At 71.2% G+C, this 12,855-nt stretch carries 12 protein-coding genes; 9 read left to right on the top strand and 3 right to left on the bottom strand.

Annotation, left to right across the window (positions count from 1 at the left end):
- Positions 1-21 precede the first annotated feature (21 nt).
- The 9 genes from ppsR (at position 22) to rlmH (ending at position 9,170) form a co-directional block, all read left to right on the top strand.
- The gene (gene ppsR, locus GHC57_RS00305) at positions 22-1,500 is read left to right on the top strand and encodes a transcriptional regulator PpsR (RefSeq protein ID WP_170294587.1); all 1,479 of its coding nucleotides are present in this window, start codon (positions 22-24) and stop codon (positions 1,498-1,500) included.
- Between the two features lie 116 nt (positions 1,501-1,616).
- Positions 1,617-2,534: a chlorophyll synthase ChlG gene (gene chlG, locus GHC57_RS00300; RefSeq protein WP_246152029.1), complete on the top strand. Its 918-nt coding sequence runs from the start codon at positions 1,617-1,619 to the stop codon at positions 2,532-2,534.
- Positions 2,531-3,964 (top strand): BCD family MFS transporter, encoded by a 1,434-nt coding sequence (locus GHC57_RS00295; protein ID WP_153339944.1) that lies wholly within the window; start codon positions 2,531-2,533, stop codon positions 3,962-3,964. Before chlG ends, GHC57_RS00295 begins: the two co-directional genes overlap by 4 nt.
- Positions 3,965-4,048: 84 nt before the next feature.
- Entirely contained in the window at positions 4,049-5,248 is a 1,200-nt protein-coding gene (locus GHC57_RS00290; protein WP_343031059.1) for a geranylgeranyl diphosphate reductase, read from the top strand.
- The gene (locus GHC57_RS00285; protein ID WP_153339940.1) at positions 5,245-5,784 is read left to right on the top strand and encodes a TspO/MBR family protein; all 540 of its coding nucleotides are present in this window, start codon (positions 5,245-5,247) and stop codon (positions 5,782-5,784) included. The genes GHC57_RS00290 and GHC57_RS00285 overlap by 4 nt, the downstream gene beginning before the upstream one ends.
- 174 nt (positions 5,785-5,958) lie before the next feature.
- Complete coding sequence (locus GHC57_RS00280; protein ID WP_153339938.1) at positions 5,959-7,479, top strand: divergent polysaccharide deacetylase family protein; 1,521 nt, start codon at positions 5,959-5,961, stop codon at positions 7,477-7,479.
- A 17-nt stretch (positions 7,480-7,496) separates the two neighbouring features.
- Complete coding sequence (locus GHC57_RS00275; RefSeq protein ID WP_153339937.1) at positions 7,497-8,141, top strand: nicotinate-nucleotide adenylyltransferase; 645 nt, start codon at positions 7,497-7,499, stop codon at positions 8,139-8,141.
- 66 nt (positions 8,142-8,207) lie between these two features.
- Positions 8,208-8,621 (top strand): ribosome silencing factor, encoded by a 414-nt coding sequence (rsfS, locus tag GHC57_RS00270; protein ID WP_170294602.1) that lies wholly within the window; start codon positions 8,208-8,210, stop codon positions 8,619-8,621.
- A gap of 84 nt (positions 8,622-8,705) precedes the next feature.
- Complete coding sequence (gene rlmH, locus GHC57_RS00265; protein ID WP_170294586.1) at positions 8,706-9,170, top strand: 23S rRNA (pseudouridine(1915)-N(3))-methyltransferase RlmH; 465 nt, start codon at positions 8,706-8,708, stop codon at positions 9,168-9,170.
- Positions 9,171-9,249: 79 nt separating this feature from the next.
- On the opposite strand, the gene GHC57_RS00260 is transcribed toward rlmH, so the two are convergent.
- The 3 genes from GHC57_RS00260 to gabD form a co-directional block, all read right to left on the bottom strand.
- Positions 9,250-10,524: a UbiH/UbiF/VisC/COQ6 family ubiquinone biosynthesis hydroxylase gene (locus tag GHC57_RS00260; protein ID WP_211369084.1), complete on the bottom strand. Its 1,275-nt coding sequence runs from the start codon at positions 10,522-10,524 to the stop codon at positions 9,250-9,252.
- 46 nt (positions 10,525-10,570) lie between these two features.
- The gene (locus GHC57_RS00255; RefSeq protein ID WP_153339928.1) at positions 10,571-11,242 is read right to left on the bottom strand and encodes a hypothetical protein; all 672 of its coding nucleotides are present in this window, start codon (positions 11,240-11,242) and stop codon (positions 10,571-10,573) included.
- Positions 11,243-11,311: 69 nt separating this feature from the next.
- Complete coding sequence (gene gabD, locus GHC57_RS00250) at positions 11,312-12,772, bottom strand: NADP-dependent succinate-semialdehyde dehydrogenase (protein WP_153339926.1); 1,461 nt, start codon at positions 12,770-12,772, stop codon at positions 11,312-11,314.
- Positions 12,773-12,855 lie beyond the last annotated feature (83 nt).

Here is a 12,855-nt window from a genome sequence, read left to right as displayed (position 1 = left end):
CCCGCATGGGCGAGGGGATTTGTGCACCAGTTCAGCGCGCCACATGCCTCTTTGGGAGACCTGGATGCCGACCTTGCGGCCCGCGTCATCGCGGCCTCGGCGGATGTCGCGCTGATCCTGGACGACGACGGCGTCATTCGGGACGTCGCCGTCGGCAAGGCCGATTTCCTGGCGGAGGGTGCCGCCGCCTGGATGGGCCGTCCCTGGGCGGACACCGTCAGCGAGGACAGTCGCCCCAAGGTCGAGGCGCTGATCGGCGATGCCCTGGCCGACCTGCCCTCGCCCTGGCGCCAGATCGCCTATGCGGTGCCGGACGGCGCCGACATTCCCGTCCTTTATACCGTGGTCCGGCTGGCTGCCCGGTCCCGGCCGGCTCCGGCCCATCACCCAGAAACCCGGCCGGATTCCTCGTCCGGCTCCCGGATCGTGGCCATCGGGCGCGACATGCGCTCGGTCGCGGCCATGCAACAGCGCCTGCTGATCGCCCAGCAGACCGTCGAGCGGGATTACAACCGCCTGCGCCACCTGGAAACCCGCTACCGGCTGCTGTTCAAGCTGTCGTCCGAGGCGGTGCTGTTCGTGGACTCGGCCTCGCGCCGCATCATCGAGGCCAACCCCACCGCCCACACCCTGCTGGCGGACAGCAACAAGTCCCTGGTCGGACGCGTGTTCCCCCACGGTCTTGAGGCCGAAGACGCCGATTCCATCGAAACCCTGCTGGCCAGCGTGCGCGCCATGGGACGCGGCGAAGACGTCATCGCCCGCCTGGGCCCGGCCAAGCGGGAAGTGATGGTCTCCGCCGCGCTGTTCCGGTTCGAGCGCACGGTGCAGTATCTGATCCGCCTGACGCCCCAGACCGGCGGCGGCGACGGCACCCTGGTCACCCATACGCGCGCCCGCCTGCTGGATGTGCTGGACGGCGCGCCGGACGGGATCGTGGTCACCGACATGGAGGGGGTCATTCTCTCCGCCAACACCGCCTTCCTGGATTTCGTGCAGGTGGCCACCGAAGGCCAGGTGCGCGGCCGCCCGCTGGGCCGCTACATCGGCCGCCAGGGGGTGGAGGTCATGCCCCTGATCGCCAACCTGCGGGAACTGGAGACGGTGCGCCAGTTCACCACCGTGGTCCACGGCGACGTGGGCACCAGCACGCCGGTGGAGATCTCCGCCGTGGCCGTGCCCCATGCGGACCGCCCCTGCCTGGGCTTCATCCTGCGGGCCGCGACCCAGCGCGAGGGCGACGGCGACTCCGGCCAGGCCACCGTGACCCCGCCCCGCTCGGTGGAGCAACTGACGGAACTGGTCGGCCGGGTCTCGCTGAAGGAGATCATCCGCGAGACCAACGACATGATCGAAAAGCTCTGCATCCAGGCCGCTTTGGAGCTGACCGGCGACAACCGGGCCTCGGCGGCGGAGATGCTGGGCCTCAGCCGCCAGAGCCTGTACGTCAAGCTGCGGCGCTACCATCTGGGCGACCTGACCCCGCATGACTCCAATTAGGCGCAACCGATCGCGGTTGCACGCGATCCTTCGAGTCGCGTCGGTCCGACCGGCGCGACGGTCCGCGACCGGGTGTCGGACCCGAGTCGCCACTGTCAGTTTGGATTGACGGAACGATGGCCCAAACATACTGTCCGCCCATGCAACGCATCCAGCCGTCCGCGATCCTTGAGGTGATGCATCCCGTCACCTGGTTCGCACCCATGTGGGCCTTCACCTGCGGCGTCGTGTCGTCGGGTCAGCCCGTTCTGTCGCACGTGCTTGTCATCCTGGGCGGCGTCCTGCTGGCCGGCCCCATGGTCTGCGGCACCAGTCAGGTGGTGAACGACTGGTTCGACCGCCACGTGGACGCGATCAACGAGCCGGATCGGCCCATCCCCTCCGGACGCATTCCGGGGCACTGGGGCCTGTATCTCTCGTTCATCATGACCGGGCTGTCGCTGCTGCTGGCCTGGGCGCTGGGGCTGTGGGTGCTGTATGCCGCGCTCTTCGGGCTGGCGCTGGCCTGGGCCTATTCCATGCCCCCGTTCCGGCTGAAGCTGAACGGCTGGTGGGGCAACGGCGCGGTCGGCCTGTGCTATGAAAGCCTGCCCTGGTTCACGGGCGCGGCCATCATGGCCGGCGGACTGCCGCACTGGTCCATCATCGTGCTGGCGGCGCTGTACGGCGCCGGCGCCCACGGCATCATGACGCTGAACGACTTCAAGGCCATCGAGGGCGACACCCAACTGGGCGTGCGCACCCTGCCCGTGCAGTTGGGCGCGCGGCGTTCGGCGCAGGTGGCCTGCTGGGTCATGGCCGTGCCGCAGGTGGTCGTGATCGGCCTGTTGCTGGGCTGGGGCCATCATTGGCACGCGCTGGCCGTGGTCGGTCTGCTGGTGGTGCAGGGCCTGCTGATGATCCGTTTCCTGAAGGACCCTGTGGCGCACGCCCGCTGGTACAGCGGCCTGGGCGTGCCGTTCTATGTGTCCGGCATGATGATCAGCGCCTTCGCGCTGCGCTTTGATCCCATGGTCACGGGCGGCCTGTCATGAGTCGCCCCGGCGACACTCCCGGATTGAGCTGGCTGGCGATCGCGCGCCTGGGTCTGGTGCAGGCCGCCCTGGGCGCGATGGTCGTGCTGACCACCTCCACCTTCAACCGGGTGATGGTCGTCGAACTGGCCATGGCCGCCATGATCCCGGGCGCGCTGGTCGCCCTGCGCGAGGTGCTGCAGTTCCTGCGGCCGCGCTGGGGCCACGGCTCGGATGTGGGTGGTCGCCGCACCCCCTGGATCGTCGGCGGCATGGGCCTGCTGGCGCTGGGCGTCACCGGGGCCGGCGCCGCCACCGCCTGGATGAGCACGAACCCGGAGGGCGGCCTCGCGGCCGCCGTGCTGTCCTATATCGTGATCGGCATCGGCGTGGGCGCGGGCGGCACCAACCTGCTCGCCCTGCTGGCCAAGCAGGTCGCCCCGGCGCGCCGCGCCCCGGCGGTCACCATCGTCTGGCTGATGATGTTCGTCGGCTTCATCGTGGCCTCGGCCACGGCGGGGCAGTTCCTCGACACGGGCGAGGCCGGAACCTACGACCCCGCGCGGCTGGTGCTGGTCACCGCCATCGTCTGCGGCGCCGCCTTCCTGGTCTCCGCGCTGGCCGTCTGGGGCGTCGAGCGCCCCCGCGATCCCGCCCCGGCCCCGGCCCCGGCCCCGGCGGAGTCAGGCGCCTCCCAGCCGGACGCGACCGGGAAACCCGCGTTCCTGGAGACCCTCGCCGATGTCTGGCGCGAGGGCGAGGCGCGGCGCTTCGCCGTGTTCGTGTTCGTCTCCATGTTCGCCTACAACATGCAGGACCTGATCCTGGAGCCCTTCGCGGGCGCGGCCTTCGGGTTTTCCGTGGGCGAGTCCACCAGCCTGACGGGCATGCAGCATTCCGGCGCGCTGGCCGGCATGATCCTGGTCGGCTTCCTCGCCAGCCGCAAACGCCTGGGCGGCGGCCATCCGGCCGCGCTCAAGCTGTGGACCATCGGCGGCTGCATCGCCTCGGCGCTGGCGCTTGGCGGCCTGGCGCTGTCGGGCCAGTTCATCGAGTGGTGGCCGTTCCGGGCCAACGTGATCCTGATGGGCTTCACCACCGGCGCGTTCACCGTGGCCGCCATCAGTTCCATGATGGGTCTCGCCGGCGCGGGCAAGAGCAACCGCGAGGGCATCCGCATGGGCGTGTGGGGGGCCGCGCAGGCCGTGGCGTTCGCGCTCGGCAGCTTCGTGGGCACCCTGGTCGCGGACGCCTCGCATCTGGTGCTGGACGCCAAGGCCGACGCCTACGGCATCGTGTTCCTGGCCGAGGCCGTGCTGTTCCTGATCTCGGCCGTGCTGGCCGCGCGCATCGGCGGCGTGGCCACCTCGCTGCGGACCTCGCGCCCGGCGGAGGCGCCGCGCGCGGCCTCGGGCCTGGCCTCGGTGGCGGAGAACCAGTTGGGAGCCTGACACCCGGGCGGCGCCGAGAGGGCGCGGCCTGCGGAACCAAGTCATTTGACGTGCAACACTCTGTGAAGGGAAAGGGGACTGGTCGTGGTGGAAACCGTGGACGTTGTGGTGGTTGGCGGCGGCCCGGCGGGCGCAACCGCCGCCAACGACCTGGCGCTGAAGGGCCGCTCGGTGGTCCTGCTGGACCGGGAAAGCCGCATCAAGCCGTGTGGCGGCGCCATTCCCCCGCGCGCCATGAAGGACTTCGCGATCCCCGAGTCGCGGCTGGTCTGCAAGGTGAAGGGCGCGCGCATCGTCTCGCCCACGGCCCGCATGATCGACATGCCGATCCTGAGCGGCTACGTCGGCATGGTGGACCGCAAGGACTTCGACCCCTGGCTTCGCGAGCGCGCCGCCGAGTCCGGCGCCGACCGCCGGGTGGGCACCTTCCAGCGCATCGAGCGGGATCCGGACGGCACCGCCGTGGTGGTCTACCACCCGCAGGGCGAAGGCGCGGACGCCGAGCCCGTCCGCCTGCGCGCCCGCGCGGTGATCGGGGCCGACGGCGCGCGCTCCACCATCGCCAAGTCGGAGATCCCCGGCGGCAAGGAGCGGCCCTACGTCGTCGCCTATCACGAGATCGTCAAGGCGCCCGAGCCCGGCACCGTGCCCGGCTATGACCCGGAGCGCTGCGACGTCTATTACGACGGCACCATCTCGCCCGACTTCTACGGCTGGATCTTCCCGCATGGGGACACGGTCAGCATCGGCATGGGCACCGAGAAAAAGGGCGTGGACCTGCGCGCCGCGACCGCCGACCTGCGCCGCCGCGCCGGCCTCGACAAGGTGGAGACCCTGCGCTACGAGGGCGCGCCCATCCCCCTGAAGCCCATGAAGAAGTGGGACAACGGTAAGGACGTGGTGGTGGCCGGCGACGCCGCCGGCGTGGTCGCCCCGGCCTCGGGCGAGGGCATCTATTACGCCCTGTGCGGCGGCCGGCTGGCCGGCGAGGCGGTGGACGCCATGCTGCGCACCGGCAAGGCCGTGCATCTGGCCGACGCCCGCAAGCGCTTCATGAAGGAGCACGGCCGGGTGTTCTGGATCCTCGGCGTGATGCAGGATTTCTGGTACAAGAACGACAAGCGCCGCGAGCGCTTCGTGTCCATGTGCGAGGACCCCGACGTCCAGCGGCTGACGTGGGAAGCGTACATGAACAAGGCTCTGGTCCGGACGAGCCCGATGGCACACGTGCGCATCTTCCTCAAGGACATGGCGCATCTGCTCGGACTGGTGAAGGCAACATGACAACCGATACAGCGGATTCAGACCACCATCGGCCCCAGCCGGGGCCGGTGTGGAAACCCATTGTCGTCGCCCTGCTGATCATCGGCGTGGTCGGCGGCGCGGGCGATCAATTCACGATCCTGGGGCCGTGGTACGACTCCCTGGAGCAGCCCTTCTTCAAGCCGCCGGACTGGGCCTTTCCCATCGGCTGGAGCGTGATCTACCTGTTCACGGCCACGTCCGGCGTGCTGGCCTGGCAGCGGCCGCGCCATGCCAGCGCCAAACGGTGGCTGCTGGCCGTGCATCTGATCTCGGCCGCCATCAACATCGGCTGGAGCTACCTGTTCTTCGTGCTGCAGCGGCCCGACTGGTCGCTGATCGAGAACGTGTTCCTCTGGGCCTCGGTGCTGTGGCTGGTGGTCATCACCGCGCGCTGCAACCGACTGGCGGCGTGGCTGCTGGCGCCCTACATGGCCTGGGTGACGTTCGCCTTCACGCTGAATGCCGCCGTGGTGTGGCTGAATGCCCCCTTCCCCGGCGTGGCGATGGGCGGCTGATCGCGGGACCTGGACTCAAAAAGCCATCATCCCAATATCTTGAGCGGTCATCTTCACACGGAGGATGACCGCTCTGGTATTTTGTCCCGCCGGCATCGGTGATAGAGTGCCGAAAGGCGGTGCGGCCGACGGAGTGCGGCGCATCGCCGATCAGAACGAGAAAGGACGGCACGTATGGCGGCACGCGGCAAGGGCAGCGGACCCGGGGCATCCGGCCGGGGGCGCGGGGCGTCCGCGCCGCGCCCGTCCGCGCGCTTCGGCCGCGCCGCGCAGGAGCAGCCGCCGCGCTGGGCCGTCTCCGGCAACAGCGGCGCCCGCGCCGTGTTGGGCACCCACAAGGACCCCGCCCCGGCCCGCCGCCGCATCGTGCTGGGCGGCTCGGTGACACTGGCCCTGGGCCTCGGGCTGGGCCTGCTGTGGCGGGTCGGACCGCCGGCCGCGTCGGTGCCCCTGGCCCAGGCGAGTCCGCCCGCGCCGCCGCCCCGGCGTCCGCCGCCGGGGACGATCACGGTGGCCGACGTCCCGCCGGCCGACACCGTGCGCATCGACATGCCCATGGCCGAAGGGGCCTCGCCCGACGTGCTGGCGGCCCCGACCACCCCCACGCGCGTGGCGGTGCCCGACCGCAGCGTGCTGGCCAGCCTGCCCCCGATGCCGGAGGCCGAGGCCGCGCCGGCCATCGCCAAGCCCGTCCGCCCCGCCGTCACGACCGCGCCGCCGAAGCCGACGACCGCCGCGCCCGCCCCCGAGCCGGCGCCGCAGCCGGACCCGACGCCGACACCGACACCGACGCCGGACCCCATCGCCATGCCCGATCCCGAACCGGCGATGATGGCCGCCGCCCTGCCCACGCCCGGGCACAAGCCCGAGGAAGGGCACCGGCCGCCGTCGGCGCCGACCGCGGCCGCACCCGCCCCGGCCCCGGCCCCGGCGACCGCAACACCACCGCCGCGCGCGCCGGCTACCCCCGGCGCGCCCCTGTGGCTCGCCAATGCCCGCAATGTGCCGCACCCCGGCCAGCGTCCCATGATCGCCATCGTCATGGACGACCTGGGGCTGGACCGCGCCCGCACCGCCCGGGTGGCCGCCCTGCCCGGCCCGCTGACGCTGTCGTTCATGGCCTACGCCCCCGACCTGCCCGCGCAGAGCCTCGCCGGGGCGGCCTTCGGCCACGAACTGATGCTGCACATGCCCATGCAGCCCGGCAGCCGGACCGTGGACCCCGGACCCGGCGCCCTGATGGTGGACCTGCCGGCGGCCGAGAACCGCCGCCGTCTGGAGCGAGCGCTTGCCGCCTTCACGGGCTATGTGGGCCTGAACAACCACATGGGCTCGCGCTACACCGCCGACGCCGCCGGCATGCGGGTGGTGATGGACGTGGCCCGCCGCCGCGAACTGCTGTTCCTGGACAGCCGCACAACGGGCGCCTCGGTCGCGCCCCGGCTGGCCGGAGCGGCCGGGGTGCCGTTCCTGGAGCGCGCCGTGTTCATCGACCACGACCCGGGACGCCCGGCCGCCGAGCGCCAGCTTGCCGAACTGGAGCGGCAGGCCACCCGCCACGGCCACGCGGTCGCCATCGGCCATCCGCGCGACGCCACCATCGCGGCGGTGTCGGGATGGCTCGGCCCCGTCCTGGAGCGCGGATTCGCCCTCGTCCCGGCCAGCGCCATCCCGCGCTTCGCGCGCCACGCCTGACCGCGCCTGACCCCGCCATGCCGCGTCCCGTGCCGCGTTTCCTGTCCCCGCCCCCCTATGGCGACCGCCGCCGGGTCCGCATCGGTCTGCTGGGCGGCTCGTTCAACCCGGCGCACGCGGGGCACCGCCACATCGGGCAGGAGGCGCTGCGCCGCCTGGGCCTGGATCAGGTCTGGTGGCTGGTCTCGCCCGGCAATCCTCTGAAGACCGGGCAGCCCATGGCGCCCCTGGACGAGCGGCTGACCCGCGCCGAGGCCGTCGCCCGGCATCCGCGCATGGTGCCCACCGGCATCGAGTCCGCCCTGGGCACCCGCTACACCCTGGACACGGTGCGCGCGCTTCAGACCCGGTTTCCCCGGGTGCGGTTCGTGTGGCTGATGGGCGCGGACAATCTGGCCCAGTTCCATCGCTGGCGCGGCTGGGTGGAGCTGATGGAAACCGTTCCGGTTGCGGTGTTCGACCGGCCGCGATATTCTTTTGGGACCGTCAATGTCCGGGCCGCCCGCCGGTACGCGGCGCATCGCCGCCCCGTCCGGGCCGCCGCGGGCTTGGCGGACGACGCCGCACCGTCGTGGGTGTTTCTGCCCATCCGGCGGCATGCGGCCTCGGCCTCGGCGATCCGGGCAGGCGCCGACCCGGCGGGGGGACCCGGCGGACCCTGATCCGGATCCGAACCTTTGCCGGCGGCCATCGTCAGATGCCGCTGCATTTCATGAAAGGAACACGTCATATCTACCGCAGCCTTCGACCAGACGGACGCCACGCGTCTCGTTGACACGGTCGAAACCAGCCTCGCCGATCACAAGGCCGAGGATCTGGTCCGCATCGATCTGGCGGGCAAGACGGACTTCGCCGACGCCATGGTCATCGCCTCCGGGCAGTCGGCGCGTCATGTGGGCGCCCTGGCGGATCACGTGGTCGAGGCCCTGAAGGACCTGGGCTATCGCCCCGCCGTCGAGGGCGTGCCCCAGTGCGACTGGGTGCTGATCGACGCCGGCGACGTGGTGGTGCACCTCTTCCGACCGGAAGTGCGTGCCTTCTACAACCTCGAAAAGATGTGGGGCGTGCCCCGGACCGGCCCCGGCGCCTTCGCCGGCATGCCGGCCCCGCCGCCGCCGCTGATGATGGCCGCGAGCCCCTGAGGTGAAACGGACGGCATCCGGTGTGAGCCGTTGGTGTGCAGGGGGGGCCCGTTCAACCGAACGGGTCGGGGGCCGGACGGCGCCGTGAACCTGTTGCTGATCGCGGTCGGCCGCGCCCGGACCAGCCCCGAAGCCGCCCTGTTCGAGACCTACGCCGCCCGCCTGCGCGGCTGGTCGCTGAGCGTGCGCGAGGTGGAGGAGCGCCGCCCCCTGCCCCCGCCCGAGCGGATGGCCCGCGAAGGCCGTCTCCTGCTCGAACAGGTGCCCGACGGCGCCCACTGCATCGTGCTGGACGGGCGCGGCCGGGCCTGGTCGAGCGAGGACCTGGCCGCGCACCTGGGCCGCGTGCGCGACGAAGGCGCGCGCACCGTCGCGTTCCTGGTGGGCGGCGCGGACGGTCACGCGCCCGAGGTGCTGGCGCGCGCCGATCAGCGCCTGTCGCTGGGCGCCATGACGTGGCCGCACATGCTGGTGCGGCCCATGCTGGCCGAGCAGATCTACCGCGCCTGGGCGATCCTGGCCGGCCACCCGTACCATCGGGGCGGATAGGGCCGATTGTTCCCGTCGCCCCTTCGGGCGTGTGTGGACGCCCTAAGGGATTCGACACGGACGGCGGCGCGAGCCCGTCCTACAGCGCCCGGCCCTGCATCAGGCGGGGCACGCCGCCGATGACGCCGACCGTGCCCATGGCGTGGCGCATGAACAGCTTTTTCAGCGGCCCCATCTTGTCCACGACGGCGAGGCCGGCCGTGCGCGCCAGCCGCAGCGGCTGCCAGTCGTTGGAGAACAGCCGCACGATGCCGTCGGTCGCCGCCAGCATGACGGCGTTGTCCACGGGGCGAAGCTGGCCGTAGCGGCGCAGCACGTCCGGCGCGCCCACGTCCAGGCCCAGGCGGTGGGCGCGCACCAACTCCTCGACCAGCACGGCCACATCGCGCAGGCCGTAGTTCATGCCCTGACCCGCCACCGGGTGCATGCCGTGGGCGGCATCGCCCACCAGCACCAGCCGGTGGTCGGTGTAGCGGTCCGCCACCTGCAGCGACAGCGGATACGAGAATCGCGGCCCGACGAACCGCACGTCGCCGAAGTGGTCGCCGAAGCGGGCCATGAACTCGGCCTTGAAGCGGTCGTCGGGCAGGGCGATCAGGTCCTTGGTCCATGCCGGCGTTTCGCACCAGACGATGGACGAGCGGTTGCCGGTCAAGGGCAGGGTGGCGAACGGTCCGGCGGGCAGGAAGTGCTCGATGGCGGTGCCGTTGTGCGGCGCCTCGTGCTCCACGGTCACCACGATGGCGTCCTGATTGTAGCGCCAGCCCTTCGTGCCGATGCCGGCGGTCTCGCGCGTCGGCGAGCGGCGGCCGTCCGCCGCCACCAGAAGCCGGGCGCGCAGCCGGCGGCCATCGGCCAGCGTGGCCTCGACGCCGTGGGCATCGCGGGTGGTGCCGATCACCTCGACGGGCGCGAGCAGGGTGGCGTGCTCCAGTTCACCCAGGCGGGTCTGGATGGCCCGGCGGGTGACCAGATTTTCCGCCATGTAGCCCATGGGCTCGTCGCCGGCCTCGTGCCGGTGATAGTGCATGGACAGGGGCGCGTTCTTGTCGGCGATGCGGATATCGTCGATGGGCTGGCAGGCCTCGCCCATGTGCCGCCAGATGCCGAGCGCGTCGAGCACCTTCTGGCACCCCAGCGCGACGGCGGAGGCGCGGCCGTCATACGCGTTGCTCATCCAGCCGGCGGGGTCGTCGCGTTCGGCCACCAACACCGAAATGCCGTGCTGGGCCAGCCCGCACGCCAGGGTGCCGCCCACCAGACCGCCCCCGATCACCAGCACGTCGGCCGTCAGCACCTCGTCGGTGTCCGGGCCGGTGTCCTGAGTCCGCCGTTCCTTCGCCTGCGACGCCATGTGGTCTCCCATTGCCTTGGCTGCGCCCCGGGCAGGGTCCGGTCCCCTACTCCGGGCAGGATGTGTTGGCCACCTCGGCCACCCATTCGAGCATGACCCGCCCCACATCCTTGCGGGTGTTCGGGATGCGCTCGCCCATCTGGTCGAACCCGGGCAGGGGTTCGTGCGTCAGACTCGCGTAATATAGGGTTTCCAGGTCCTTCTGGATCCCATGAAAAAATTCGATGCGGGGGCGGGGGTCGCCCTCGTCGAACCCGGGTGCTCCGAAGGACAGCGCGAAGCCCTCCGAATCCGTGGCCAGCACCAGCGGCACGATGCGCGCCGGCCGGCCGTTGTAGCAGACGGACCGGCGCTTCAGTTCGCGTTCCAGGGTCTCCGGCTCGATGCCGTGTTCGTAGAACTCGGCCAGCAGGTCGGAGACCACGCCGGAATAGCCCGCCACCGCGCCCGAGGTGGCGCCGGGCTCCAGGTTGCGGGCCAGGATGCGGCCCGGCCCGTCGGTGGAGGCCCGCTGCTTCTCCAGGGCCTCGACCCGGGTGATGGGCAGATCGCCGGAGACCGAGTCCCCGACCTGCTGCCCCGACCCGAAATCCGCGAACAGGGCGATGGCGCCCGCGATGCCGCCGATGACCAGCAGGGCGGCGAGGCAGCCCAGGGCCGCCTTGCCGTCGCCGTCGTCGTCGGCCAGGATCGCCGCCGTCGGTTTGTCCCGTGCCATGACGCCGTCTGGGGCTCCCTTTGATGGCCGGTCCGGCGCCGCATCCCCCTCCAGGATGCGGCGTGGGGGCTAACGGTCCACGCCACCCATGCAAAGGTACTTGATTTCCACGAAGTCATCGATGCCGTACTTGGAGCCCTCGCGGCCCAGGCCCGATTCCTTGACGCCGCCGAAGGGCGCGACCTCGGTGGAGATGATGCCCTCGTTGATGCCGACGATGCCGTATTCCAGGCCCTCGGACACGCGCCAGATGCGGCCCATGTCGCGGGCGTAGAAGTACGCCGCGAGGCCGTATTCGGTGTCGTTGGCCATCCGGATGGCCTCGTCTTCGGTCGAGAAGCGGTACAGCGGGGCGACGGGGCCGAAGATCTCCTCGCGGAACAGCCGCATCGAGTCCGTCACGTCGGCCAGGATGGTGGGCTCGAAGAAGGTGCCCCCCAGGCTGTGCGGCTTGCCGCCGAGCACCACGCGCGCCCCCTTGGCGGTGGCGTCGCCCACCAGGTCCTGCACCTTGTCGAGCGCGGCGGCGTCGATCAGCGGGCCCTGCTGGGTCTCGCCGGCAAGGCCGTCGCCCACCTTCAGGTCCTTGACGGCCGCGGCCAGTTTCTCGGCGAAGGCGTCATAGACGCTGTCCTGCACCATCAGGCGGTTGGCGCAGACGCAGGTCTGGCCGGTGTTGCGGTACTTGGACGCGATCGCGCCCGCCACGGCGGCATCCAGGTCGGCGTCGTCGAACACGATGAAGGGCGCGTTGCCGCCCAGTTCCAGCGAGACCTTTTTCACCGTCCCGGCGCACTGCTCCATGAGCGTCTTGCCGATCTCGGTGGAGCCGGTGAACGAGACCTTGCGGACCAGCGGGTTGGAGGTCATCTCGCCGCCCATCGCCGACGACCGCTTGGTGGTCAGGATGTTCAGCACCCCGGGCGGGATGCCGGCCTCGTGCGCCAGTTCCGCCAGCGCCAGCGCGGACAGCGGGGTCAGCGCCGCCGGCTTGATGACCACCGGGCAGCCGGCGGCCAGCGCCGGCGCGCACTTGCGGGTGATCATGGCGGTGGGGAAGTTCCACGGCGTGATGGCGCAGACCACGCCGATGGGCTGCTTCAGCACCAGGATGCGCTTGTCCGGACCGTGCGACGGGATGACGTCGCCGTAGATGCGCTTGCCTTCCTCGGCGAACCATTCGACGAAGCTGGCGCCGTAGGCGATCTCGCCCTTGGCCTCGGCCAGCGGCTTGCCCTGTTCGGCGGTCATCAGGACGGCCAGATCCTCCTGGTGCGCCATGATGAGGTTGAACCAGGCGCGCAGGATGTTGGCGCGTTCCTTGGCGGTCTTGGTGCGCCAAGCCGGCCAGGCGGCGTTGGCGGCTTCGATGGCGCGGCGGGTCTCGTCCACGCCCATGTCGGGCACGCGCGCCAGTTCGGCCCCGGTGGCCGGGTTGGTGACGGGGAACGTGCCGCCGCCGTCGGCGTCGCACCACTGGCCGTTGATGTAGCACTGCTGGCGCAGGAGGCGATGGTCGGTGAGTTTCATCGGCGGGGTCCTTCAATCGTCAAGGCGCGGCCGGACGGCCTGAGCCCAAAGGTCACGGGCGGGCCGTCTGGGGCCAATCAAGG

Origin of the sequence: Roseospira navarrensis, assembly GCF_009601025.1 — a bacterium.
In the GTDB taxonomy this organism is placed as follows: domain Bacteria; phylum Pseudomonadota; class Alphaproteobacteria; order Rhodospirillales; family Rhodospirillaceae; genus Rhodospira; species Rhodospira navarrensis.
This window is presented reverse-complemented; position numbering and strand designations above follow the sequence as displayed.

Coding starts and splice junctions, on each gene's coding strand:
- GHC57_RS00260 (WP_211369084.1), bottom strand. CDS start 10,524: ATGGCGTCGCAGGCGAAGGAACGGCGGACTCAGGACACCGGCCCGGAC.
- GHC57_RS00295 (WP_153339944.1), top strand. CDS start 2,531: ATGAGTCGCCCCGGCGACACTCCCGGATTGAGCTGGCTGGCGATCGCG.
- GHC57_RS00285 (WP_153339940.1), top strand. CDS start 5,245: ATGACAACCGATACAGCGGATTCAGACCACCATCGGCCCCAGCCGGGG.
- GHC57_RS00255 (WP_153339928.1), bottom strand. CDS start 11,242: ATGGCACGGGACAAACCGACGGCGGCGATCCTGGCCGACGACGACGGC.
- chlG (WP_246152029.1), top strand. CDS start 1,617: ATGGCCCAAACATACTGTCCGCCCATGCAACGCATCCAGCCGTCCGCG.
- gabD (WP_153339926.1), bottom strand. CDS start 12,772: ATGAAACTCACCGACCATCGCCTCCTGCGCCAGCAGTGCTACATCAAC.
- GHC57_RS00280 (WP_153339938.1), top strand. CDS start 5,959: ATGGCGGCACGCGGCAAGGGCAGCGGACCCGGGGCATCCGGCCGGGGG.
- GHC57_RS00275 (WP_153339937.1), top strand. CDS start 7,497: ATGCCGCGTCCCGTGCCGCGTTTCCTGTCCCCGCCCCCCTATGGCGAC.